Source organism: Bacillus badius NBRC 15713, from assembly GCF_001591605.1.
In the GTDB taxonomy this organism is placed as follows: domain Bacteria; phylum Bacillota; class Bacilli; order Bacillales; family Domibacillaceae; genus Pseudobacillus; species Pseudobacillus badius.
The window spans coordinates 77265-104019 of the sequence record NZ_BCVF01000010.1 but is presented as its reverse complement, the minus strand read 5'-3'; the positions used below and the strand labels follow the sequence as shown (position 1 = coordinate 104019).

Annotated in this window: 16 protein-coding genes; 11 read left to right on the top strand and 5 right to left on the bottom strand. The window is 45.9% G+C overall.

The genetic code is table 11. The features are described from left to right. Together BBA02S_RS20955 and BBA02S_RS07485 are read left to right on the top strand one after the other, a co-directional pair. On the top strand, positions 1 to 267 hold a 267-nt coding region (locus BBA02S_RS20955; RefSeq protein WP_169799351.1), incomplete at its 5' end, for a hypothetical protein. A gap of 308 nt (positions 268 to 575) precedes the next feature. Continuing rightward, positions 576 to 3635 carry an S-layer homology domain-containing protein gene (locus BBA02S_RS07485; RefSeq protein WP_041113789.1) on the top strand — a complete coding sequence of 1020 codons (3060 nt, stop codon included), beginning with the start codon at positions 576 to 578 and terminating at the stop codon, positions 3633 to 3635. Positions 3636 to 3890: 255 nt separating this feature from the next. Here the strand turns inward: BBA02S_RS07485 and BBA02S_RS07480 are convergent, their stop codons facing one another. Further along, positions 3891 to 6878, bottom strand: coding sequence for a hybrid sensor histidine kinase/response regulator (locus BBA02S_RS07480; protein ID WP_169799350.1), 2988 nt, complete (start codon positions 6876 to 6878; stop codon positions 3891 to 3893). A 449-nt stretch (positions 6879 to 7327) separates the two neighbouring features. On the opposite strand from BBA02S_RS07480, the gene BBA02S_RS07475 reads away from it, so the two are divergent. From BBA02S_RS07475 to BBA02S_RS07465, 3 genes are all read left to right on the top strand, one after another. Continuing rightward, positions 7328 to 13363 (top strand): SpaA isopeptide-forming pilin-related protein, encoded by a 6036-nt coding sequence (locus tag BBA02S_RS07475; protein ID WP_041113788.1) that lies wholly within the window; start codon positions 7328 to 7330, stop codon positions 13361 to 13363. 162 nt (positions 13364 to 13525) lie between these two features. Then, the gene (locus tag BBA02S_RS07470; protein WP_041113787.1) at positions 13526 to 14653 is read left to right on the top strand and encodes a response regulator; all 1128 of its coding nucleotides are present in this window, start codon (positions 13526 to 13528) and stop codon (positions 14651 to 14653) included. Further along, complete coding sequence (locus tag BBA02S_RS07465) at positions 14650 to 15231, top strand: class D sortase (protein ID WP_041095311.1); 582 nt, start codon at positions 14650 to 14652, stop codon at positions 15229 to 15231. The genes BBA02S_RS07470 and BBA02S_RS07465 overlap by 4 nt, the downstream gene beginning before the upstream one ends. A gap of 191 nt (positions 15232 to 15422) precedes the next feature. On the opposite strand, the gene BBA02S_RS07460 is transcribed toward BBA02S_RS07465, so the two are convergent. The 3 genes from BBA02S_RS07460 to BBA02S_RS07445 all read right to left on the bottom strand — a co-directional run bounded on the left by BBA02S_RS07460 (position 15423) and on the right by BBA02S_RS07445 (position 18966). Next, positions 15423 to 16016, bottom strand: coding sequence for a TetR/AcrR family transcriptional regulator (locus BBA02S_RS07460; protein ID WP_041095309.1), 594 nt, complete (start codon positions 16014 to 16016; stop codon positions 15423 to 15425). Between the two features lie 434 nt (positions 16017 to 16450). Further along, complete coding sequence (locus BBA02S_RS07450) at positions 16451 to 16933, bottom strand: competence protein ComK (protein ID WP_052474989.1); 483 nt, start codon at positions 16931 to 16933, stop codon at positions 16451 to 16453. Between the two features lie 290 nt (positions 16934 to 17223). Continuing rightward, on the bottom strand, positions 17224 to 18966 hold the full coding sequence (locus tag BBA02S_RS07445) for a methyl-accepting chemotaxis protein (protein ID WP_041095305.1): 1743 nt from the start codon (positions 18964 to 18966) through the stop codon (positions 17224 to 17226). Between the two features lie 208 nt (positions 18967 to 19174). On the opposite strand from BBA02S_RS07445, the gene BBA02S_RS07440 reads away from it, so the two are divergent. Next, positions 19175 to 20104, top strand: a complete 930-nt coding sequence (locus BBA02S_RS07440; protein WP_041095303.1) for an LCP family glycopolymer transferase — start codon at positions 19175 to 19177, stop codon at positions 20102 to 20104. Between the two features lie 108 nt (positions 20105 to 20212). Continuing rightward, positions 20213 to 20860 (top strand): Bax inhibitor-1/YccA family protein, encoded by a 648-nt coding sequence (locus tag BBA02S_RS07435; protein ID WP_041095301.1) that lies wholly within the window; start codon positions 20213 to 20215, stop codon positions 20858 to 20860. A gap of 167 nt (positions 20861 to 21027) precedes the next feature. Here BBA02S_RS07435 and BBA02S_RS07430 read toward each other — a convergent pair whose 3' ends face one another. Next, positions 21028 to 21708, bottom strand: coding sequence for a hypothetical protein (locus BBA02S_RS07430; RefSeq protein ID WP_041095300.1), 681 nt, complete (start codon positions 21706 to 21708; stop codon positions 21028 to 21030). 529 nt (positions 21709 to 22237) lie between these two features. Here BBA02S_RS07430 and BBA02S_RS07425 point away from each other — a divergent pair. The 4 genes from BBA02S_RS07425 (at position 22238) to BBA02S_RS07410 (ending at position 26749) form a co-directional block, all read left to right on the top strand. Beyond that, positions 22238 to 22984 (top strand): YveK family protein, encoded by a 747-nt coding sequence (locus BBA02S_RS07425; RefSeq protein WP_041095298.1) that lies wholly within the window; start codon positions 22238 to 22240, stop codon positions 22982 to 22984. Beyond that, complete coding sequence (locus tag BBA02S_RS07420; RefSeq protein WP_041095296.1) at positions 22974 to 23678, top strand: CpsD/CapB family tyrosine-protein kinase; 705 nt, start codon at positions 22974 to 22976, stop codon at positions 23676 to 23678. The genes BBA02S_RS07425 and BBA02S_RS07420 overlap by 11 nt, the downstream gene beginning before the upstream one ends. A 109-nt stretch (positions 23679 to 23787) precedes the next feature. After that, positions 23788 to 24558 (top strand): tyrosine-protein phosphatase, encoded by a 771-nt coding sequence (locus BBA02S_RS07415; protein WP_041113786.1) that lies wholly within the window; start codon positions 23788 to 23790, stop codon positions 24556 to 24558. Positions 24559 to 24910: 352 nt separating this feature from the next. Beyond that, positions 24911 to 26749, top strand: coding sequence for a polysaccharide biosynthesis protein (locus tag BBA02S_RS07410; RefSeq protein WP_041095292.1), 1839 nt, complete (start codon positions 24911 to 24913; stop codon positions 26747 to 26749). Positions 26750 to 26755: the final 6 nt, after the last annotated feature.

Below are 26755 nucleotides of genomic sequence, written 5' to 3'. Positions count from 1 at the left end.
AAAGCTGATGGAACAGATATCACAGTAGGTCAATTGTATATTGATAAAAACGATGATGGTAAGTTTGGTAAAGCTGATGGCGACGTAGTTGTTGGTACAGTAGTTGAGAAAAAATCTGCTGACTCTGAAATTGTAGGCACTGTTGCAGATCCTATTCAAGGTCTTACAACGGATAAGGGTGATAAAGGAACAATTGTATTCACTGTGACTAACACTAAAGGTGACGTTATCGCTTCGACTTCTTTGACAGTAAACGTTCCTAAATAATAATTGGTTAATTCAAGAAACAAATTAGCACCTCGTGTTTTACACGAGGTGCTTTTCTATATAAATAAAGACAATTGTATGGTGTGTTTGGAAATGATAATTTATATATAATACATAAGTTTTATGCTAAATGCGCCTAGTGAACTACTAAAGTACAAGTCCTAGAATCTTTATAAAGAATATCAACCAAAAGTAATAAATAAATTCCCTCTTTTGCATAATAAGTCTATAATAGGTAATGATATGTATTTTTATAGATTATTTATCCTATTAATCTATAATTTGGTTAAAATAAGGGGGAAGTACAGATGGGTTCTAAACAAAAATCTTACCGTAAGTTTATAGCTGTTTCAGCTACTGCAACTATAGCTGCTACAGCTGTTACACCGGCAGCGGCCGCTTCTTTTACGGATGTTACAAGTCCTTATAAAGAGGCAGTTAATTATCTTATATCAAAAGGGATTGCTTCTGGTTATCCGAATGGAGAGTTCGGAATTGCTAATGAGATTAAGCGTGTAGACATGGCCATTATGCTGGCAAAGGCGCTAAAATTAAATATAGAAAAGGCGCCGTCCTCAGGGTTTACCGATGTACCTACACGAGGAGTAAAAGCAGTAAATGCGTTAAAAGCTGCAGGGCTTGTAAGCGGAAAGACAACTAAGTCATTCGGTTCTGATCAGATGATGACACGGGGAGAAATGGCTTTAATCCTGGCTAAAGCGTATAAGCTGACAGGAACAGCCGACTTAAAGTTTACTGATGTAGCACCGCGTTATCAATCAGCTGTAAAGGCACTTGTTGCTGCTAAAATTACAAATGGCCAGACACCGACAAAATTTGGTACTGATGTGCCAATCCGCCGCGGGGAGTTTGCTATTTTTCTTTATCGCGCTGAGACGTTAATGAATAAGCCGGATGAGCCGGAAGCACCAACTCTTGAAGTATTAAGTGTTGCGGCTTCAACTAAGACAACTGTACAAGTCACTTTCAATACAGCCGTGGATAGTGCAGCAGCAAGCAACTTTTCAATTAGCGGGGGAACCGTTACCTCTGTTTCATTAAACAATGCAAAAACAGTAGCTACCCTCCAAGTATCAGGCCTTGCCGATGAGAAAGAATACACTCTTTCTTTCAATAACCTTAAATCAGCCGGCAAACCAGCCAATCTGTCATCCAAGACTTTTAAAACGCCAGCAGCCCCTGTAAAGCAATGGGGATTAAAAGCAAGTGCCGGAGCCTCTACTTTAACTGCAGATGGAAAGGCTTCTACAGAAATTACATATCAGCTAGTTGATACATCCACCGGAGCAGTGGACACAAATGCTAGTAGTATTGCCATTGATGTATCAACCACAAAAGGTTCGCTGGATAATACACGCATAACGCTGCAAAAAGGAATCGCCAAAGTAAAACTGACTGCGCCAGTGAGCACTACAGATGTGAAGGGAGAAGTCACAGCCAAAGTTGCTTCAGCTACAGGAGACTACAGCAGTCTTGTAGGTAAAACAGCAGGTACGGTTTCTATCACATTCAAAAAGCCGGCAGTAGACGTTGCAGGGCCGGTACCTATTCTAATAAAAGCTTCATCAACACAAGCAGATCGTCTGACACTTGAGTTTGATCGGGATATTCCGCTAAGCGCGCTTGTCCAAACGAATTCTAAAGGAGAACTGCTCTATAAGTATCTTGAAGGTTCTAATTGGACTAGTGAAGTAACAAAAGATAAAATCCCATCTGATGTGAAGGCGGGCTCAATTTATCATTTGTTATACAATAATGGCTTAGTCGTTAAGCAAAATTCTTCAGAAAAGGCGATCGTTGGTTTGAAACCTGTAGCCGGCAATTCTAAAGCAATTGAAGTTATCTTTGAAAAATCTCAACAAGGAACGTTAACAAACAACCAAGCTGTGGATATTGAAGCTTCACCTAGAAATACTGAGGGTCAAGTGGTTAAGTCAAGTGTGCGTTTCTATCTAACGGATGCGAAGAAGCCAGAAGCTGTATCAGCTCAAGCCGTTGGACAAAATCAATTAAAGGTGAACTTCTCGGAGCCAGTAGCAGCGGCAAGCTTTAAAATTGATGCTATTCATACAAAAGGATTTACAAATGAGTTTGGTGAGTTTAATCCAGCCACTTTACAGGATGATCGTCACACGGCTTTCTTAACATTAGATGCGAATTATGTTGAAGGAACGGATAAATCAATACCTGGATACTTTACTTCTGGTCTTCATAAAGTAGAGGTTTCTGCTATTTCCGATTTGGTTGGAAATACAGGAGGTACTAAGAACCTCGACTTCAATGTAACGGCTAATACAACAAAGCCAACAGCGACAGTCAAAGTAGAATCACCAAAAAGATTTAGGGTTTCGTTCAGTACAGAGGTCAATGAGCAGGAAGTGGAGCGAGCATTAGAGCTTCAATACAGTTTAGATGGAAAAACATATCAAAGGGTTAGTAATCCGGATGATTACATTGTTACAAAGGTACTTAACAAAAATGAGTACATGGTAGAAGTACAGAAAGATTGGACCGTAATTGATCCATCCTTAGAAAACTATACTAAGGGAAAGTATCAATTATTTATTCCTGAAAATAGTGTAACAAATATGAATAATGGTGTGCAAAATGCGGCTATTACATTGAATTTAAACTATTCAGGTTCTCTGTTGAATACTCTTGATTCTCGTAAGCCAGCTCTTACTTCCATTGAAAGAACGGATGATGTAAACGTCTTTATTATTACTATGGATGAGCCAGTCAAGAAGGAAGGGGCTGTTGTTGAATTCACAGGGAAAAAGTCTGATGGAACAGCAGCCTTGCCAATTACAGGTGAGGTCGAAGGTTATATAGAAGATGGGACTAATAGAAAGTTTAAAGTACGGGCTCCAGAGTTGCAAGAACTTGTCAACAACGAAGGATATAGCAGCAGCTGGACAGTTATCGTTAAGAATATATCCGATGATGTAGGAAATATAACAGAGGCAACCTCATCTAAAAGCTTGATTGTAAATAAACAAGCGAATAATGTTGATTTTAAATTAGTTCAGGCAGCGGGTGCTACAGGAACAAGCAACGATACAGTTACACTTACATTCTCAGAGGGTGTACAGCACAGAGGAGGAGCTAATGACGCTACTGTACCTGGTGTCTACACGTTGAACGGCAGTGCGCTTCCAGAAGGGACAACTATTTCTGCCGCTGATGGTGATGGAAATCCAAAAAATGGTTTGGAGCAAGTCATTGTTTCGTTGCCGACCAACACATTAAAAACTGTCTCAAATGTTATCACAGTTAAGAAGGGACTCGTTTCTTACGATGGTTCGGTGTTAATTGGTGATAATTCCTACGTGTTTCAAGCAAAATAATTAGAGTAAGTTAAAGCATTAAATTTTTTTATACACTATATTGTTGCTCGACTAGAATTAAGAGACTATTACACTTGGTAAAATTTTTTAGAAGGATTTTTGTACTCTACAAAGTGATTGGGCTCAGACCTCATTCCCAAGCCAACAAGCCGGCGCTCCTTGTTCCAAGACGGAACGAGGGACGCCGGCTCTTTTGTTGTCCGGTGAAATTGGTGAATGCGCTGGTTTCTGGCATTGCTTCTCTTCCATAGCGAGTCAAGCGTTCGGCTGTTTAGGGATATAGAAGAGAATCACCGTGCCTTGCCCTGGCTGGCTGCTGATGTCTAGTCCTTGGCCGTACAGCTGCTTTAAGCGCCGGTTGGTGTTATAAAGACCGACGCCATGGCCTTGTTTGGACGGGGTGGCCAAGGCCTGGCGGATGGTTTCTTCGTCCATGCCGACACCGTCGTCGATAATGGCTGCTTCGATTTGGTCCCCTTGGTCTGTCAGTCGGATGCGGACGGTCCCTCCTTCGATGCGTTTAAGGATGCCATGCCGGATGGCGTTTTCCACTAACGGCTGGATGGACAGCGGCGGGATGCTGATTTTTATGGCTGGATCGATGTCCCAGATGATGGCCAGACGTTTGCCGAAGCGTTCTTTCTCAATGAACAGGTACGACCGGAGAAGCTCCAATTCGTGTTCAAGCGGCACGAGCCGCTCTAAATTTTTCGAGGTGAAGCTTCGTTGCAGGTAGTTCCCGAATTCTTCTAAGAGGTGGGTCATCCTGGCGGGATCGATTTCCCCTAATGAAGCGATCGTGTTCAATGTATTAAACAAAAAGTGCGGCTGAATTTGCGCCTGGAGCCATCCGGCCTCCAGCCGGAGCTGCTTGCTTACCGCCCGTTTCAAATGAGTGAGTGTATCGACGCGGACTTTCAGTTCCACGCCTTCGATCGGCTTGCTGATGTAATCGTTCGCTCCCGACAGGAAGGCGGCAATGATGTCTTCCGGCTGGCTTCTTGCCGTCAGCAGCAAAACCGGCAACTCCGCGATGGAAAAGGATTCGCGGATCGTCCGGGTGAGCTCATACCCGGACATTTCCGGCATGACCGTGTCGATAATCACGGCGTCCCATTCGTTGGTCTTGAGCATCGCCAGTGCTTGCGGCCCGTCCGCAGCTGTGACAATGCAGTAAGGGGCGGTGGAAAAAATGCTTTCCAGCGCTTTTAAGTTCACCGGATCATCATCGACAGCGAGCAGGCGGATCGGGTCGGTCGCGGACGGCTGCTTGTCGGCCGCCAAAAAGCCGTCACTTTCAAAGGCTGCTTTCTGTTGCGGCTCGCGGCTTGCGGCTGTTTCCGGCTGGGTGTTGGGATCAGCTGTTGGCAGCGTGAACACAAAGGCGGCTCCTTTATCAGAATGGGTGTGTATTCTCAATGTTCCCCCGTGCAGTTCAACGAGCTGGCGGCAAATCGTCAACTCTAATCCGAAACCGCCATGCTCCGCCGGTTGTTCCTCAAGGGCCAATCCTTTGCTTCGAAAGCGTCCTTCTATGCCGCCCCCGGCTACGGAAATTTCGGCCCAGCCGTCTTTGCTGGCGGCATCGACCGCTGCTTCTCCGGTCTCGGAATGCTTGAGGGCCATATGAAGAAGGTTAAACAGGATTTGCGTCAGCCGTTCTTCATCCGCCCACACCAGTGGGAAGCCGGCCGGAATGCGATGAGTAAGCTTGATTGTTTTCCCTCCCGCCATGTAGCGGAGCATATCAAACACCGCTGCCGCTGCTGCTTGAACAGATACCTCCTTCTGGTAAAGAGTCAGGCGGTTTTCCTTCAATCGCTCCAAATCCACTAGGTCGCTGAGCTGGGCAAACATGCCTTGCCCGATGGTCTGCATAAAGTCAAGGTCGCCTGCGCTTGCTTTGTCCAGCTTGCTTTTTTCTCGTTCCTTCACTGCCCGGGCAATGTGCAGCATGCTGTTCAGCGGCTGTTGCACTTCGCGGGCAACCGTGGCGAGAAATTGGTCTTTCAGCTGGTCGGCTTCCCGCAGCTCACCCGTCAACTGCTGTGACTGATCGAGGAGACGGAAGTACTTTTTGAACCAGTACGCAGCAAAGAAAGTCAACGAAATGATAAGGTCGATCGGGTAAGAAAGGATATCGAGAGCCAGCTTTTTCGTAATGAGCAGCCAGACGAGGCTATTCACTGCGGCGATGATGGAGAACAGCAAGAAGATGCGGTCTTTATCCACCTGTTTCGCCGCACGGTACATGAAGAATACCGCCAATAAGCAAGGGACCAGCATCACAATCTCGTAGAATCCTTTCACTACCAGATTGTAGGAAGCGGGCAAACAGAGAATAGCAAGAGCTAGCAGAGCGCACAGCATGGCATATCTTCTGCTCCACTTGGTGCGCACCGTATCCGGCAGCAAATGCTTGATGCATTGCAGGAGAACATAGCCGCTCAGAAGCTCTGCCAAACAAATGACCTTTATCCCCCATTCAAAAGAAAGAGGAAGCCACTGAAACAGCAAGTTTTCCCCGATTAATGTGCCAAGCACGGCGCAAACAATGACGAGCGCGAAGTAGAGAAGCCGCCGGTCTTTGTTTCCGACAAAGAATAACACCACACTGTAAACGGCATGGAACAAGTAAATGATGCAGGCGATCAGGACAGTATCCTCAGCTAAGCGCTGATGCTTGCCGAAAGGCTCCAACAAGCCAAAGGTAGGCGCAGCCACAAGGCCGCCTTTCAGCGGATGATCGAAATTGGCCACCTGAATGACCAGCTCAATTTCCTTTGTATGTTCCGCTGTGAAGTAAGCGGTGTAAGGAGCATTAGATGGAGTATAATGCTGCCGTTTTTCTGCCGGTTTTCCCTGCCCTCCCAACGGCTTCCCGTTTACATATATTTTCGAAGAGACATTAGCATCAGGAAGGTGCAGGCCGTAGATGCGGTCTTTGCCGGGTTCCACCAGAATCCGCAGGCGGTAAGAGCCGAACCCATATGTATGGACGTTCTCCGTTGATGTCTTCCAATCGCCGGGAATGCGTATATATTGTGTCCGCAAGCTGTTTTTTTCATTGCCAGGCGTAAGCAAGGTGTCAGGATAAAATTCCCACTCGCCTTCAAGACGTATGGAATGCTTTTTAATCACCTCGCCCTGGCGTAAGTCTAACGTCCCCTTGACAGCGTGCGGCTGATCAGGAGCTACATATAAGTAGAGCCAAAGAAGGCGGGGGATCGTCAGAATAATCAAAAATAAGGTACATGTGAGTAGAATTTTTTTTGTCATCATTATAAAGAACTATTCGACAAAATTTTCCTCCCTCCTTCTGTACGACGGAGCAGGAATGGTGATTACATGCACAATTTTACATAAAAAGGTTGATTGAAGTGCGTAATTGCTTGGTTAATTAGAACTAAAAACTTAAAAAGTAAGTTGTATGAAGCAAAAGGAAATAAAAAAGTAGCTTTTTTAAGGACTAATGGCTTATTTTTCGTGAATTTGCTCGTTAAAACGAAAGGATGAAAAAGCAAGCGGTTTCTTACTCATTTTGTTCAGAATTTGTTCAGAGGAGGGTTGTAAAATTTAAGCAGTTTATCTTGGAAGCGGGATTGTCGAAATTTGCTGGATGACAGCATGACAATCGCGCCTGTTGAACAAAAAGAGCGAAAGCAAATGAAGATATAAGGGAGAAGGATAATATGAGAAAGAAAATAAGTGCTGCGGCCTTTATACTTGTTTTATTCCTGCACTCGATCCTGAGCGGAATCGGGCTGCCGGTGACAGCAGCGGCAGAAGGAGTAAACGCAAGCATACTGACAGACGTTCTGTTAACGGACAGCAGCGGAACCGTCTTGGATGACCAGCACCGTGCGAGCGCGGAGCAAGCCATCCAGGTCATATATGACTGGTCGATCAGCGGGGGAGAAGTGCAAAACGGAGACACGTATTCATTTACTCTTCCTTCCGAACTTGAGGTCCCATCCGGGCAGCAAGGCTCACTCCTGACGGCGGATCATATCAATGTGGGGACGTTCGAAGCAGCAACGGACGGCACTGTCACGATCACGTTCAATGAAGCGGCAGAGGCAAATCCCAAATCTCAAGGAAAATTAACGATTGCTGCCGCCTTTAACCAAGCAAGCCTGGCTGGAAAGGATACGGTTTCGATTCCTTTTTCTTTAGGTGAAACAGAGAAAGTGATCGATGTGGCGCTTGAACCGGAAGCTGATCCGGCATCAGAAGAAGAGCCCGCCGTGGAAGCGGATAAAGAAGCAGAAAGCGGCTTAGAAGACGACCCGGCAAAGGCTGAAGAAGAACAGCCAGAAAGCGAAGCCAGCCTGTCGGCAGAAGACCGTGAACAGGCAGCGCCAGCTGAAGAAACAGACGCTAAAGCCACACGGGCGGCGCGTGCAGCAGAAGCGATTACGGAAAACATCATCACGAATGTAGAGCTGTATCAGCGGACAGAAGACGGGACAGAGAAAAAGCTGGAGCCCGATCAGGAAATTGAAGTAACCAATCCGTATGATCAGTTTCAAGTCGCGATCAAATATTTGTTTGCCCTGCCAAACGGCCATGACTACGGAGCAGGTTCAACTTATACGATTGACGTGCCTAAGATGTTTAAGGTCTTGCCGAATCCGGAGGCTACCCCATTGAAGGGACCCGATGGCACAGAATTTGGCAGCTTTATCGTCAACAAAAACGGTCAAATTGTGATGACGTTCAATGAAAACATTGAAACCAATTCTGATATTAGCGGATATATTGATTTATGGTCCGCCTTTGATCAACACTATGCAGGTCCGGCAGAAGGAGAAGAAATTACATTCCCTGTGTCCGGCGGAGCATCTATTGAGTTTCCGGTGAAGTTTATCCCGGATGCGACGGCAATTGACAAACGGGGCGTGCCGAATAAAGCCTACAATACAGAAACAATCACCTGGACGGTGGATTTTAATAAGAATTTGCAAAAACTGACGGATGCGACGCTTGAAGATCATCTCAGCGACGGCCACCAATTTAAAAAAGGGTCGCTAAAAGTCTACCGGCTGCAGATGAAGGCCAATGGAGAAATAGATGAGAGCGGGACACAAGAAATTGATGCTACTAAATTTGGTTCAGCCTTCCCGCTGCAGCTAGGAAACATTGACTCGGCTTACCGCATCGTTTATGAAACAGAGATGGCGGAAGGAGATGCCGGCACCACTTACACCAATACGGCGGCCTTGAAAGAGCCAGGCAAAGACCCGCTGGAGGCGGAGGCTTCTGTCGGCGTTAAACGCGGCCAGCCCCTTGAAAAAAGGGCAGCTCACTACGATCCAAAAACACAAACGATTACGTGGGAAGTCAAATATAATTACAACGAAAAATTGATTTTCGAAGATAAAGCAAAGCTGACAGATGTCTTTGGCGACAACCAGGAACTGATCGAAGGCAGCTTTGAAGTAGCGGAAGTGGAGATCGACCCGGCCACTGGAGAAGAAAAACCCTCTGCACCGTTCAGCCATTACACGGTCACTCCAACTAGCACGGGCTTCGAATTCCAATTTAATCAAGACATCAGCAAAGCTTATAAAATTACGTATCAAACAAAAGCGAAAAATCGGGTGGAGAAAGATACCCTAGTTGAAAATAAGATTACGGATGAATCGAACAACGAAACAAAAGGTTCGCAATGGATGAACCAGGGTGTCTTTTATAAGTACCATAATAAGAACGCTAATTATGATGAGAAAACAACGGGCTGGGGACTCGTCATCAATAGAGACGAACACGTGATGAGAGACCTCACAGTTGTGGACACTTTGCCGAAAGGGTTTACCCCGCAGGATATTCAAGTGACCCATGGCGGAGAGAGCTTGACAGAAGGTACGGATTATACGAAGGCGTTTGATGAAGGGACCCGGAAGTTAACGTTTACCTTCAAGCAGCCGGTTACGAAAGAAGTGCATATTGCTTATACGACAGCGATTAATTTTGACCAAACCGAGCCGGCTCAAGATGGCAACTTCCGCAATCAAGCGGTGATCAATTGGAAGCCGGACGGAACAGAGGAAGAGAAAACAAAAGAAGGAACCGCCACATTTGAGCCAGACCGCTATACAAAGGCCAATGGATTTAAAGGCGGCTCCTACAATCTGAAAACAAAAACCATCGACTGGAAAATCGGCGTCAATTACAACAAAGCCACACTTAAGGATGCCCAAGTCGAGGATATTATTGAAGGCGAGCAGAATTTTGACATCAATTCTGTCAAGGTCTACCACATGAAGCTGACCGGAGGAGCAGACGGCTACGAGAAGGGAGAAGCGCTGGCGCCGGACAGTTATACAGTGGAACCGATGACAGGCCCTAATGGGGAACGAGGCTTCAGAGTGAAGCTTGGCGACATTAACACGCCTTATTTAATTACGTACGCCACCGACCTGAACGACAAGTTAATTGCAAAAAAATACAATAATACCGCTGTGGTGAAGAGCAGCAACCAAGAGGACATCCCTTTAACAGCTGCTGTCTCGCCTAAACACGGCGGGGAATACACAAACAAAAGCGCCGGACAAAATGAAGACAATCCGCGCATTGTCAATTGGAATGTCGCGATTAACTTTGCTCAATCCGCTGTCTCAAACGTATCGGTTTCTGACACGCCGAGTAAAAATCAGTCATTGATCAAAGATTCGATTAAGCTGTATGAAACAGACGCGTCTCGAACGGGACTGGCAAAAGGTCAACTGTTAACCGAAGGAAAGGACTATACGCTGAAGTTTGCTGAAAACGAGGAAGGACAGGAGACGTTCACCCTCACCTTTGCTAAAGAAAAGATCGATCGGGGATACATTCTCGAATATGACACGTACATCTTGTCTAAAGGCGACGGAAGTATCAGCAACGATGTAAAGTTTACTGGAGATGAAACAAAAGGCCTGGACACGAATAATTCAATTAAGCAGGCAATAGAATTGGCGGGTGTCGGCGGCGGCATCGACGGAAAAGTAGGCAGCCTCGAAGTCACTAAAGTGGATGCCGGGGACCAAAAGCCGTTAGCCGGTGCAGAGTTTACCCTTTATGACAAAGAAGGAAAACAAGCGATCCGCACATACACGACAGGCGAAGATGGCAAAGTCGTCTTTAAAAACTTGCTGTATGGCGATTATATTTTGAAAGAAACCGGTGTTCCCCAAGGATACGTGACGACCATTCCGAACGGGCAAGTCGTGCAGGTGGAGGCGGATCTTTCTAAAGTAACGATCGAGAATAAGAAAATCATTCACGCCGTTCAATTAAAGAAGATAGACAAAGAAACAGGAGCTGTATTAGCTGGGGCCAAGTTTGCGCTTCAGAAAAAAGAAAACGATAAATATCAGACCATCGAAGAATTGACAACTGATGAGCAGGGATTAATTTTCAAAGACGGATTAAAGCCTGGCGATTATCAATTTATCGAATTAACGGCGCCGGCAGGCTACCAAAAATCCGACAGCCCGCTTCCGTTTACGCTTGCCGATAAACAAACAGAAGTCGTCAAAGTTACCGCGGAAAACTTAAAACTAGGCTCGGCGGAGCTCATGAAGGTAAATGGCGACGATCCGAGTGAAGCATTAGCGAACGCAGAGTTTAAGCTGCTTCAGGCAGATGGCTCAGTTGTCGCGCCGCTGCTGGTCACTGATAAAGACGGAAAGATCACTGTAACCAATCTTGAACCGGGACAGTATCAGTTTGTGGAAACGAAAGCGCCTGATGAGTTCCAATTAGATGAAACGCCGCTTTCATTTGAAATCAAAAAAGGCGAAACCGCCACGGTGAAAGTGCGGGCGGAAAACCGGCTGATTACCGGAAAAGTCGTGCTGAGCAAGGTGGATAAAGCTGAGCCTTCCTTAACATTGGCCGGTGCAGAATTTAAGCTGGTCAATGAACAAGGCGATGTCATCAAAGACCAGTTAACAACTGATGCAGCCGGCGAGATTGCGGTGGATCAATTGAAGCCGGGAAGATACAAATTTATTGAAACGAAAGCACCTGAGCATTATCAGTTAAATACAAAAGAAATCGAGTTTACTATTGAACGAAGCAAGACAGAAGCAGACGTGAAAGCTGTGAAAGTGACAGCTGAAAATGAACTGATTCCGGGTTCAGTGGAGTTAACGAAGGTCGACAAAGATCATCAAGGGGCCCCGCTTGCCGGAGCGGCATTCAAGCTTCAGGATGAAGCAGGAAACGTCTTGCAGGAACAGCTGACAACTGATGAACAAGGCAAGATTCGCATAGACAACTTGCGGCCGGGCAACTATCAATTGGTTGAAACGAAAGCGCCGTTTGGCTACTCGCTAGTCACTGCGCCCGTTGCTTTTACAATTGAAAAAGGGCAAACGGCAGCCGTTGCTGTGACAGCAGAGAACGAATTGTCGACAGGGTCGGTCGAGTTGATCAAAGTAGACAAAGACAACCATCAGTTAACACTTGAAGGGGCTGTATTTAAACTGCAGGATTCGCAAGGAAACACGTTGCGGGAAGGGCTCGAGACGAATAAAGAAGGAAAACTGGTTGTGAATGGCTTAAAGCCCGGCGATTATCAATTAGTTGAAACGAAGGCGCCGTTCGGGTATGACTTGGACGAAACGCCGATCAAATTCACGATTGTAAAAGGCCAAGTGGAAGCCATCGTGAAGCAGATGGAGAATGCGTTGACTCCAGGGTCCGTCGAATTGATCAAAGTGGATAAAGACAACAATCAAGTGACATTGCAAGGAGCTGAGTTTGAGCTGCAGGATGCAGCAGGCAACACCTTGCAGCAGGGCTTAACCACCAATTCGGACGGCAAGCTTATTGTCAAGCAGTTAAAGCCTGGCGACTATCAGTTTGTCGAGATGAAGGCACCTGAGCATTATCAGCTCGACAAGACGCCAATCAAATTTACGATTGAAAAAGGCCAGAAAGTCATCTTGAAGGTTCAAGTGGCCAATGAATTAATAACTGGCTCTATTGAACTGACAAAAGTCGATAAAGACAATCATAAAGTAACACTGCAAGGAGCCGAGTTTGACCTGCAGAACGACCAAGGAATCCCGCTGCGGAAAGGCTTAACCACCAACGCAGATGGCAAGCTGACGGTTGACCATTTAAAACCGGGCAACTATCAGTTTGTTGAAAAGAAAGCGCCGCAAGGCTATAAGCTAGATGATAAACCGTTGCCATTTAAGATAGAATTCAGCCAGAAAGAAAAGATTGCTATCGTAGCAGAAAATAAAAAGAAACCAGCAGATCCAGGCAGCCCGGGAGAACCGGGAGAACCGGGTAAACCGGGAGAGCCAGGAGAGCCGGGTAAACCGGGAGAACCAGGAGAGCCGGGTAAACCGGGAGAACCAGGAGAGCCGGGTAAACCGGGAGAGCCAGGGGAACCGGGTAAACCGGGAGAGCCAGGAGAACCGGGTAAACCGGGAGAGCCAGGAGAACCGGGTAAACCAGGAGAACCAGGCAGTCCAGGAAGACCGGGCAGCCCAGGAACATGGGGCGGTCAGGGAACACCGGTGACACCGGTCAGCCCGGGAACATGGGGCGGCCAAGGAACACCAGTTACATCGGTCAACTCAGGCGGAGGAGCTCAGCCAGTTGCAGGCGGCAGTCAGGGGAATGGAAAAACATTGCCGAGCACAGCCACAGCCATGTTCAACTATGGCATAATAGGGTTTGCAGCGATTGCTGCTGGTGTGTTCATGCGCAGAAGAAAAAAATAACTTAAGACCGGCAATAGGGTTGTCCAAAAAGTATGCATCAATACTTGGAAGGGCAGCCCTTTTGTTCAGACGATGCATTTTTTAGTTTTACAAGTTAAAGAAGAAATGTTAACTATATTATAAACGAGGAAGATTGTACTATAAGGAAAAGGGGGAGACGATATGAGAGCAGTGTTAGTCGATGATGAACCGCTAATTCTGGCTCATCTTGAAAAGCTACTGCAAGAAATCAAGGGAATCGACGTCATTGGTACATACAGCAATCCCCATCATGCCCTCCAGTGGATCGAACAGAATCAGCCGGATGTCGTTTTTCTTGATGTGGAGATGCCGGAATTAAGCGGAATCGAATTGGCCGAAAAAGTGGTCCGTTTATGGCCGCAAATAAATATTGTGTTTGTGACGGCTTATAGTGAATATGCGGTGAAAGCCTTTGAATTACATGCGGTGGACTATCTTTTAAAGCCAGTGAAGCGGGAGCGTTTAGCTGAAACCGTTCGCCGTTTTCAGTTAGATACGGCAGAACAACAGCCAGCTTCATCCGCTCCTATGGTTTGCTGCTTTCAGTCTTTGCAGTTTAAACAGCCCGGTCTTGATCAGTTTCATACAGTTGATGTTCGATGGAGAACAGCGAAAGCGAAGGAGTTATTTGCTTTTCTCCTTCATCACCGCCAAAAGCCTGTTCGCAAAGATATTATTCTGGATTTGTTTTGGCCGGAAACGGACGAGTCCAAAGGATTTACCCAATTATATACAACCATTTATCAAATCCGGAAGACGCTTAAATCACTGGGGATTCATATAAATATTGCCAGTCATGATAACTACTATGTTCTTGATTTAAATGAAGTGAAGCTGGATGTCGAGGAGTGGGAGAAAGGAATAGCCTCCTTGTCTCCGATTACGCCGGCTACGCTGGAAGAACATCAGGCGCTGATCGATCTGTATGAAGGAAATTACTTGGAGGATTGCGGCTACCTTTGGTCAGAAGGGGAGAAGGAACGCCTGCGGTCTCTTTGGCTGAACCATATTACACATGTAGCCCAGTTTTTAGTAGGCAGGCGGGAGTATCCGCAGGCTGTTATTCTGTACAATCGAGCCCAAGAAATACATCCTTATACAGAAGATAGTTACTTTATGCTGATGCAGCTGTATGATAAGCTGCAGGACCGCCACTCTGTTGAACTGCAATACGAGAGGCTGACGTGCATGCTGGCGGAGCAATTTAACCAGGAACCGCGGCAGCAGGTGAAAGATTGGTACTGCCATTGGTCAGGAGTTGTCTTATGAGAAACTTTGCCAGCCTTTTATTGATTCTAATCGGTCTCGTGTTCACCGCTGTGTCTCTTTTCCAGTTCTATCAACATAGCGCCAGCGCAAAAGATTCTTTGCAAAAAGCCGAGCAGCTTGTGGCTGACGAGGAACATCCGGTGAATGAAAGGGCCCAATTCGCTCCGAAGGAAAATGAAGAAATCGGTGTGCTGCGGATTCCGAAGATCGAAGGAGTCCTGCCGATTGTCGAAGGAACAGCAGACGAAATGCTGAAAAAGGGCGTAGGCCACTTTTCTTCTACTGTATTTCCTGGCGACAAGGAACAAATTCTTCTATCCGGCCATCGGGACACCGTCTTTAGAGATTTTGGCCAGTTAGAAAAAGGAGACCGTTTTATCATCGATATGCCGTATGGCACCTTTGAATATGAGATGAGGGAAGCGAAGATTGTGGAAGCGGATGACACCACCGTGATTGCCCCGCAAGGAGAAGAAGTCTTGACGCTGTCAACTTGCTACCCGTTTGGTTACATTGGCCCCGCGCCGGACCGCTATGTGATTTATGCCTACCCCGTTAAGCCGTCTTCCGGTTCGTAAGCACAGGACAGAAGCGGCAGAACGGTGAGTGAGATGTTGCAAGCCGGCTGACTGATCACCGGTACAAAATAGGCGAGGATGCAAAAGGATATATGGCTGATCTAAGAGCTTGATAACAACCAGATAAAACCCCGCGGAGAGAGATCTCCATGGGGTTTTATCTGGTTATATAAAGATCATGCCCTCAAGCTTCAGCCTTCCCGGTTCATTAAGCCGTTCAGAAAGAGCTGGACAAACTCTTTTGCCCGTTCGGCTGGCTCTTTCTGTAAACGGGAGGTGGTGCCAAAGTGCACCAGCGTTCCGACCAGGCTTTCCGCTGCCATCGACATATCGATATCGGCTGAAAAATAGCCCATTTGCTGTTCTTTTTCCAAGTTCAGTTGAATGCGTTTTGCTAGTTCTTCCTTGATTGCTTCGGCTTCCGGGGAGAGACAGAGGCCGATATGGGTGAGCTGCGGCTTTTCATGGAAAAAGCTGAATATCCCCGCTACTCCAGCAGCAATGGCATCGGCCAGAGAAGCGTGCTGAATGTCCGGTGCCAGCAGGCTTGCTTGGACGTGTGTAAACAGCTGCTCGCGAAAGGCGTCCGTCAGCTCCTGAAAGATCGCTTCTTTGCTTTCGAAATAAAGATAAAAGGCCGGCTGGCTGACGCCAGCTTTTTTGACAATCGCACTGATTTTCGTTTCATGATAACCGCTTAACGCAAATTCCGCTGCAGCAGCGGCCAACAGCCGTGCTCTGCTTTTTTCTCCGTCTGAGCCGGGTTTTCTTCCGGGTTTGGCCATGTTGGTTCACTCTTTCTCTCAGGTTGTTATAGCGGTATCCTATCATACTTTCTGAGCGGGTACCATGCAGTCGGCGAGAATAAAAAGATGAAAAAGCGCTTTACTATATTACTGGTGAGTAATATAATAGAGTCAGGGGAACGGAGGAAAACGATTGCTGATGGATGGGTGTGTGCGATGAAAGTCGCCACCACCGTGAGGAATCGTAACCAAGATGCAGAGGTAAGGAATGGATCAAGAGAGAACAGCAGCAAGAAGTTGAAGGGCGGAGGCTAGCCGCCCGGTCAAGCGCGAAGAGAGGAGCAGCCGCAAGATGGCTGCTCCTCTCTTTCATTGCCTGCTAATCAAAAGTTAAATTGTAAACGCTTTCAAATCTCTTTTTATCTTTCTGTAAAAGCAAACCGATCGTGCAGTATGTAGGCTGGATGAAAAAATTAGTTTTCTAATTGTTTCGTACGGGACATCATGCGCTGGTAATAGTGCAGGCAGTTGGCGGTGCGGCCCAGCTGTTTCTCGAATACCCCGAGTGAACAGTTGAACGACAAAGAGGCCCCATTGTGAAAGGTAACGGCTAGTTGATCTTTATTTATTTTCCTGCGGCTCAGCACGTGGTGGGCGAAGATCCAAGGGCAGCCGTACTTTTGCGGTGAGGCTAGCGGGAATGCGCAGAGCTGGGTTTGGGGGCAGATCAGCAAAGGTGTCTTACGGGAGTAATTCAGCAGCTTGCGTACCGATTTCAGCCGGCCCTCATACGTCGATAGCCGCTTCATGCAGGCATCCTCAAGCAGTGATTTGACGGTCTGATTTGTGCAATACACGCCGTTTACATCGTAAATGATCGTGTTATACTCCAGATGAAATTCTTCGATGAGCGCCATCGTGTTCAGGGAAATTTCGTAGTTTTCGACTTTTTTCATTCAAACAGCCTCCTCCTGATTCATCTCTTCTTTATTATAGCAACATTAGTACTTTGTTACTATTTGAATGTAAAGAATATTTAGGAAAAGTTGTTTTTTCGCCTTCATTCGCGGGTAAATGCCCGATTTTTTGCTTATTCTTGCGATTTTGGCTGGCAGATGAAGAAAACACTGATCGGTGTATGAGGAGGGGAGGATAGATATTAAACATGATCTTAGAGAGGGTGTACAGTAAACAGCTCTGCAAAGCTTCTTCCCTTTGCAGAGCCGTTCGATCATCCTTCTTTCTTCTATTTAAAAACCGCGATGGATTGCTCCAGCTGCTCGGCGAATTGCTTCAGTAATTTTGTTGTTTCTTCAATTTTATCCATTTGCGCTAATTCTTCTTTGGAAGCATCGGCTACATCAATGGTATCGTTCGCCGTTTGTTTCGTAATATGGGAGAATTGCTCCAAGGAGGCAAAGATTTCTTCCGACCCGGCGCTGAGCTGCTCCGTGACAGCGGACACCTCTTGGATTTCTTCATTGACCCTTTGGACAGAGTCGAGGATGCCGTTAAATACTTTTCCGGTGTGCTCGACCGCCTCTGTACCTTTATGAGCTTTAGCTGTGCTTTCATTCATTTCCACGATGACTGTGCGGGTAATGGCCGTGAAGCCAGTAATCAAGCGGGAAATTTCTTCCGCTGAAAACCTCGATTTTTCGGCAAGCTTTCTGACCTCCTCTGCCACGACGGCGAAGCCTTTTCCATGCTCTCCAGCCCGTGTTGCTTCAATGGCGGCATTTAAAGCCAGCAGGTTGGTCTGATTGGAGATGTCGGTGATGACCTTTGTGATTTGACTGATTTCCTCCACCTGGCCGATCATGCTCCTTAGCTTGTTGGCCGTTTCTGTAATGGAAGACTCTACTTCTTGGATTTCGGCAATGACTTTCGAGATATCCTCATCACTTTTCTCTACGGTTTTTGTCACATCATTCGAAGACTCTGAGACGCTGGCAGAAGAATCGGCAATTCGCTGAATGCCGATCGCCATTTCCTCCATGGCGGTAACCGACTCCTCGGATTGCTGCAGGTTGGTCCGGCTGCCGTCAGCGATATGGTCAATTTTCACGAAAATGTTCTGGTTAGACCCCTTGGCAGAATGCACATCCGATGCCAGCTGATCAGACGTCTGAACGAGATGGTCGGAAATATCGGCAATGTGGGCCAGCAAGGTTTTGATTCGATGTGTCATGCTCTGGAAAGAATCGGCGACGTGCTTGATTTCGTCATTTCCTTTCACGGCAAGGCTGTCAATCAGCTGTTCGGCTTTTTCCAGGTCGCCGTCCTGGATTTCGCGCGCCGTCTTGGAGATGACGGACAGCGGAGCCAGCCGTTTTTTCGTGTAGAAGAATAACAGCACGCTGGAACCGGCAATCAGGAGCAGCAGGACAGCCAGATAGACCGGAAGTGACTGGGAAATGACGTTGTTTTGGATGGCACCCACATCCTCCGCCATAATATCGACACCCAATAGGCCGATGATCTCATTATTTTTGTTTTTGATAGGGGCAAAGGCTGATAAGTATTTGCCGTACTCCGGATCATCCACGATGCCAGTTGATGAGTATCCGCCTTTGATTGCAGGCTCCACATCGGCAAATGACGTGCCGGTGGTCGGTGCGCCGATTTCGGCGGCATCCTCTGCGTCTTTGGCTGAACCGTCGACAAGAATGGTTATTTTTTTGTTTTTCTCATTCAATATGTATACATAGGCGGCGCCTGTCTTTGTCTGGTAGTCTCCGAGCTGTTCCCGCAACTTCCAGTACTCTGCGGATTCCGAAGGGCTGTTCAGGAATTGTTCAAACGTGTCAGTATCCAAACCGGCGGCAATGTTTTTGGCTGTGTTGATGCTGAAGTTAGAGATTGTCTGCTCGACTGTCATTTTTGTATTTTTGAACAATATAATAGTCGTGACGATCAGAATCAGCAGCATGGCCGCCAATAAAGGCAAGGTGATCTTAGTGCTGAGCTTTCCTTCTCTCGATCTCATAAAAATTTCCTCCAAATGAATATTTTACTATGTATATCGACGGGTTCTAAAATAAGTAAAGTGAAAAGAGTTAATAAAAAGAATTATCAAACAAATTAGATGGAATTTTAAGCATTTCCCTTCTTTTTTCTTGCTAAATACCTATTACATGATAATCTAATAAAGTAGTACATTGTACGTGGGGATTTTGAAAAGGAGAATGGAAACAATGCAAAGAAGCAGGACAAGACAAAAGCGGAAAAAAAGGAAGTTTTTAAGCATTATATTGCTGATTTTACTGGTCATCGGAGCGATTTTCGCCTTTCGTTTATATTCTTCATTTAATAACGCACTTGATAATATTGTGAATAAATCAGCGCTCGAAAAGTCGGATAAGCGTAAGAAGGAAGTATCATTGGAAAACAAAGAGGCGTTTACGGTATTGCTTCTTGGTGTAGATGAACGGGAAGGGGATAAAGGCCGTTCGGATACGATGCTTCTCATGTCTGTGAATGGGAAGGAAAACTCAGTTGAAATGCTGAGCATCCCGCGGGACACGCGTGTCAATATTGCCGGCAAAAACAAAAAGGACAAGATTAACCATGCCTATGCCTTCGGCGGGGTGGATATGTCAGCCAAAACCGTGGAAGAGTTTCTGGATATTCCGGTAGATTACTATGTGGAAATGAATATGGATGGTTTTAAAGACCTCGTGGATGCTGTTGGCGGCGTCACAGTAGATAATCCATTTGCCTTTTCTTACGGCGGACAGAGCTTCAAGCAAGGGACGATTCACTTAAACGGAGAGGAAGCGCTTCAGTATACGAGAATGCGTAAAGAGGATCCAAAAGGCGACTTCGGCCGCCAAGCCCGTCAGCGCCAGGTCATTGAAGGCATTCTTGATAAAGGAGCGAGCATGCAGTCGCTGTGGAAGTACAATGATATCCTGGGCGCGCTGAAATCAAATATGCAGACGAATGTATCGGTTGATGAAATGATGGATATTCAAAAGCATTATGCCGGTGCCAGAAACAACATGAAGCAAGAGCAAATAGAAGGAACCGGCCAGAAGATCGACGGCGTTTATTATTATTTAGTGCCAGATGAAGAGCGGGACAGAGTGTCCAGCATCTTCAAAGATCATTTGAACTTGCAGTAAAAATGGTTCGAGAGGCAGGGAAAATAAAAATTTTTTCCTGCTTCTTTTTTGAAACCTTTTGCGCATCCGTGCGTATAGGTTACTAAATCAATAATGGAGGAGTAGAAGATGTCATCTTATACAATACCTGAAACGTCCAATCCTAATCATCTGAATGCGGTGTTGCGGGCGTTTGCACTGTCACTCGGAGTCGGGGTGATTGGAATGAGCGTGGGTACGGTTGTTCCGCCGGCGCTGTTTTTGCCGCTTGCTATCCTGGAAATTCTCTTGCTGGTAGGCGCATTCTTCCTGCGCAGAAGAAAAGCAGTCGGCTACACGTTCTTGTATGCATTTAGTTTCTTGTCAGGCGTGACGACTTACCCGATTGTTTCCTACTATTTAATGACTTCCGGCGCACAAGTCGTTCTTGGGGCTTTAGCCTCCACGTTCGTTGTATTTTTTGCTATGGCGGTTGTCGGCACAAAAACGAAAAAAGACTTGTCTTTCTTAAGCGGCTTGCTGCTTACCGTCTTATTAGCGCTGATTACGCTGTCGATTATGAACTTCTTCTGGCCGTTTTCTTCGACGGCGATGCTGGTTTATTCCATCATCGGCACTGTGCTGTTTTCGATGTATGTCATGTACGACTTTAACCAAATGAAGCGTATGACCATTACAAGCGAGATGGTTCCGCTTTTGGCGCTGAACCTGTATTTAGACTTTGTCAACTTGTTTATCAATCTGCTTCGCGTCATCGGCATTTTGAGCGACGATTAAAAAGAAGGACCAGCCTCCGATACTTTTGAAGTATCCGGGCTGGCCCTTCTTTTTTTGGTTTTTTCAAGAGCAAGACCCAGTTATGCATGCGATTAAGACAGCTGACAGATCATAGAAGAAGGGGGCTATCTCTATATCGAGAGTAGCCCCCTTATCGGGTTCAGCAATCACAAGCTGCCGGTCACTTTTTTCAGCAGTTGATCTTTTTGCTCTTTTTTCGCCTTTTCATAGCTAGTTTTAAATGATTGAGCATGGGACGGACTATAGTCGTTCTTTTTTAAGTCGTTCTGCAGTGATTTGTAGACGGTATTAAAGGCGGCATCTGTTTTGGCTTCGACAGTATCCGCCGCGTCTGTATATTTTTGATAGAAATAAGCGGGATTAATCTTTTCGCCTTTTGCCGCTTTGTCGGTATATTCATTTTTGGCTTTTCCGACTAAAGCGCCTAATTGGGTTTTAGCCTGTCCCTCCAAGTGGCTGAATGTAGGGGCGTACCGTTTTTTTATCTCTTCAACTGTTGCTTTTTTATCTGATGTCTCGGTGGGTTTTTTCTGCTCTGGCTGGTTATTTTCAGCCATCCATGTTTCAGGGTCGACCGTTTCCCCGTTTTCCAGTATGTAATGGCCGTTTTTGTCAATCCACACACTTCCATCCTTGTCTCTCTTGACTCCTTCGGGAAGGGGAGTATCATCTGGCAGCTTCAGGCTATATTGTTTTTGCGTGATTTTGTCCACATCTTGGTCTTCAACATCATACTCTTTGACATTTACGAAGTAATAAAGGGCAGCTCCGACACCGATCATCATGACGAGTAAAGCGGCCAAAGCAATCTTAATGAATGTTCTCATGCAATTACCATCCTCCACCAATTAATCTTTTAGTAGTATAACATGCCTTGTGGAAAATAATAGTTACACGAGTAATACATTTATAAATTGGTATTATATAACTATTTATAAGTTTGTGTTTAAATGCAACAATAATGTTGAGCAAGATACTTATATATTTTTACAGCTAGTTTGCTTTATTCACTATGCAATCCATATGAACATTTGCAGGGAGGCAGCGGAAAAGGACAAGCCCCTTGCAATAAAAAGGCCAGCTCTCATTCCATCAGCCAGCTTATCGTCGGGCAGATGGGACAGAAAGGGAAGCGCCAAGAAATCAAAGATGCATAGGCGGCTAGATTAGAAGAGAAGCAGAATGGCGGTGGTTGGATCAGTTTCCGGGGAAAGTGGCGGATATGTAATTTTTAAAGCGACTATTACAGCAATGTTAACTTTTTATAATATTAAATTACATTTATGGAAGTATATTCTTCTTGTGCTATAATTTCCATAATTCATTCTGTTTTCGACAACGACTGAGGAGGATTTTATGGAGGAAACCATCAGCTTACGAGAATTGTCAGCTACACTCAAGAAACGATTCAAGCTTATATTGCTGGTTGCGTTTGCGACAGCTTTGGCCAGCGGAATCATCAGTTATTTTGTGCTTAGCCCTGTTTATCAGGCGTCGACCCAATTGCTTGTCAATCAGGCAAAGTCTGAACAGCAGCTATACAATCCAGCTGAGGTGCAAACAAACCTGCAATTAATCAATACATATAACGTGATCATTAAAAGTCCGGCTATTTTGGAAAAAGTCGTTCAGAATCTTGATTTGGATATGACGGCGGCAGAGGTAAATGGAAAGATTAACGTTCAAAATGAAAAGGACTCACAGGTGGTTAATGTGGCTGTGCAGGATGAAGATCCGGCCATTGCTGCGGATATTGCAAACGAGACTGCCCGCGTGTTTCAAAGCGAGATTGTTAAGATTATGAATGTGGATAATGTCAGTATACTGGCTAAAGCAGAAGCAACCGGAAAGGCAGCGCCTGTGAAACCTAAGCCTGTGCTGAATATTGTGATTGCTCTAGTGGTTGGGTTAATGGGGGGCATTGCTCTTGCCTTCTTACTTGAATATATGGATAACACAGTAAAGAATGAGCAGGATGTTGAGAAATTGCTTGATCTTCCCGTGCTTGGGAGCGTGACAATCATTGATGAGGCAAGCAAAGGAAAAAGTCATGGCTATGCAGGGAAAAAAGCTGTTGTAAGGAGTGAAACGATTGGTTCTTAAAAAACAGAAACATAAGTCGCTTGGACAGACGAAACGGAAGTTAATCACTAACGTGGACCCGAAATCGCCTATTTCTGAGCAGTACCGGACGATTCGGACAAATATCCTCTTCTCCGCGGTGGATCGTGACATACAATCCTTGCTCATCACTTCTGCAGGTCCCGGAGAGGGAAAGTCCACAACAGCCGCTAATCTGGCTATTGTCTTTGCCCAGCAGGGGAAGAATGTGTTGTTAGTAGATGCAGATATGCGGAAGCCGACGATGCATTATACGTTTAATTTCACAAATACAATTGGACTGACCAATGTGTTGGCCAAGCAGAAAAGCATTTCTGCAGCTGTGAAAGAAACGGATATGCAAAATCTTTCTGTACTGCTTTCAGGACCTATTCCGCCAAATCCGGCTGAGCTGCTAGGTTCCCGTGTGATGGCAGAGTTTCTTGAAGAAGCCCGACGTTTATACGATCTCGTTATTTTCGATACACCGCCCGTGTTAGCGGTCACTGATGCCCAAGTTCTGGCGAATCAATGTGATGGAACGGTGTTCGTTGTGAACAGCGGCCAAACAGAAGTGGACAATGCCGTTAAAGCAAAGGAATTGCTGCAGGCGGCAAAGGCTAAACTACTAGGCGTTGTATTAAATAACCGCAAAGCAAAAGAAACAAATCATTACTATTATTATGGAAACAAGTAGTATTTCAAACTGCGAACCACAAAAAAACAGTAAATACACATCTATCCTACTAGGATAATTATGTGATTTTTTTCATTGTTTGTCAAGTAAAAAAGAAGGAGATGAGAGCATGCTTGACCTTCATTGCCACATATTGCCTGGTGTAGATGATGGGGCTTCTACGCTTGCAGAAAGTCTTGCCATGGCGAAAGAGGCAGAGCAACAAGGGATTACCTGTATTGTAGCTACTCCTCACCATAAAAATGGTGCATATGAAAATACAAAAGCAGATATATTAGCGAGCGTTGAGCATTTAAATGAAGAGTTAAAAAAGGCTGATGTGAACGTGGATATACTGCCGGGACAAGAAATCCGGGTGTATGGAGAGCTGCTGGAAGACTATGAAAAAGGAGAGCTTCTTACGATTGCCGGAACGTCTCCTTACCTTTTTATCGAATTTCCTTCCAGTACTGTTCCTCATTACACGGAACAGCTATTCTATGACATTCAAATGAAAGGCATCCTGCCTGTAATCGTTCATCCGGAGCGCAACAGCGAATTTATACAGAAGCCGGATCGGCTGTACTCTCTCGTTAAGAATGGGGCAGCCACTCAGGTTACGGCTGCCTCCTATATCGGAAAGTTCGGCAGGAAAATCCAGCACTTTACCGAGCAGCTCATTGAAGCCAATTTAGCTCATTTGCTGGCTTCGGATGCTCATAATACTAGCAGCCGTTCATTTAAAATGGTTGAAGCCTATACACGTCTGGCCAACAAGTTAGGCGATGACCATGTGTTTTATTTTCAGGAAAATGCAAAGCTGCTTGTCAGCGGAGAACACCTTCATAAAGAGCCGCCGGAGAAAATTCATAAAAAGAAGAAGCTTTTGGGCATTTTCTAACTTCTACATAGCAGGATTTCATCCAGCTTCTTTTTCGCGGAAATGAATGGATAAATATACGAAAAAAGTACTAAAAATACATTCGTTATTGAAAGCTGGTGATGTCTCCTGACCGTTATCAACGGAGGCACTCGGCTGTACTGTGGGCTTGGGTGATCCCGGGCCTTAGACGCGAGTCGTCAGTGGTGCAGTGTGAGGGTGGGTTAGATGCCCGTTTTTTTCTCTGCTAATCAGTTAGTCTTTAGGCAGTTTTGCGAAGACAGCTAATAAAAGCTCATTTTTCTAAGTGGTTTTCTATTAGCTGTTTTTACATAACACTATGACTTTTGAAAACTGAGAGAGGTGAATATTGTTGACGTACCAAAAAAGGCTGTCCTGTTTAGCTGCGCTTGATTCAGCTATTGTTTTGTTTTCCATTTATATCGGCTATTTCCTGCTGCACCCTTACATTGACATTTACAATGCGGGAACACTGGCCGTCAGTTCGATTTCGCTTTTAATCAGTCATCATTTGTTTGCCGCTCTTTACAGGCTCTATCAGAAAGCCTGGGAATACGCCAGTGTCCATGAATTGATCGCCATTGTGAAGGCTGTGACGTTATCAGTCCTTGTCACAGCTATCGTCCAGCTGGTTGCTTTTCAGGATATTTACGTCCGGGTTCTTTTAATTACCTGGATGCTGCACATCCTGCTCATCGGCGGCTCCCGCTTTTCCTGGCGCTTGTACCGCAATCACTTTATTGCTCGGGATAAAGAAAAGAAGCGAGCGTTAATTGTAGGAGCAGGTTCCGGCGGCTCGATGGTCGTCCGGCAGCTGCTCAGCCATACCGATGCAGATTTTCGTCCGGTAGCTCTAGTGGATGATGATCATAACAAGCAGCGGCTGCAAATCCATGGAATCACAGTAGCCGGACAAACAGCGGATATTCCGAGGCTGGTCAAGCAATGGAAGATCGACCATATTATTATCGCTATTCCCTCATTGAAGCGTTCTGAAATCCAGCATATTTACAAGCAATGTGCCAAGACGAGCGCGAAAGTACAAATCATGCCGCTGATTGAAGATGTAATTACCGGCCGTGTATCAGTCAGCCAATTTCGCGAAGTTCAAGTGGAGGATTTGCTTGGACGCGATCCGGTGGAACTGAATATTGAAAGTATTGCCGAGTATGCGGCCGGCCGCACGATTCTGGTGACAGGGGCGGGCGGATCGATCGGTTCGGAAATTTGCCGCCAGATCAGCACGTTTCAGCCCCGGAAAATCATTTTAGTCGGTCATGGAGAAAACAGCATCTATCAAATTGATTTGGAATTGCGCAACCGCTGCAAGGGGAGCATTGAAATCATTCCCATTATTGGCGACATTCAGGATCGGGAGCGGATGTTTCATGTAATGGAAGAGTACCGGCCGGATGTTGTGTACCACGCGGCTGCCCATAAGCATGTTCCGCTGATGGAACACAATCCGCAGGAAGCCGTGAAAAATAATATTTTCGGCACAAAGAATCTGGCAGAAGCCGCCAGTGCGGCGGGTGTCAATAAATTTGTGCTTATTTCCTCCGACAAGGCGGTCAATCCAACCAATGTGATGGGGGCAACGAAGCGTTTGGCAGAGATGATTATTCAGCAGCTGGATAAAGAAAGCGAGACGCGGTTTGTGGCTGTCCGGTTCGGAAATGTCCTTGGCTCAAGGGGAAGCGTCATTCCTTTATTTAAAAAGCAAATTCAAGCCGGTGGACCCGTAACTGTCACTCATCCTGATATGACCAGGTACTTCATGACCATTCCGGAGGCATCCAGGCTCGTGATCCAAGCGGGGGCACTTGCCAAAGGGGGAGAAATCTTCGTATTGGATATGGGCGAGCCCGTCAAAATCGTGGACCTTGCCAAAAATCTGATCAAATTATCAGGGTTCAGCATAGAAGAAGTGGGCATTAAGTTCTCCGGTATCCGTCCGGGTGAAAAAATGTACGAAGAATTGCTGAACAAAAATGAGATTCACCCGAATCAGGTGTTTCCGAAAATCCATGTCGGCAAAGCAGCCCAAGTGGAGCCGGAGGTACTGTGGGAATTTATTGACACGCTGCCTTCCAAAAGCAACAGAATGCTGAAAAAAGAATTAATCGAAATTGCTAATGCCAAAGATGGATTACAGCGCCTGATGAAGGAAGTCAGCGGGCTACTAATATAGAAAGAA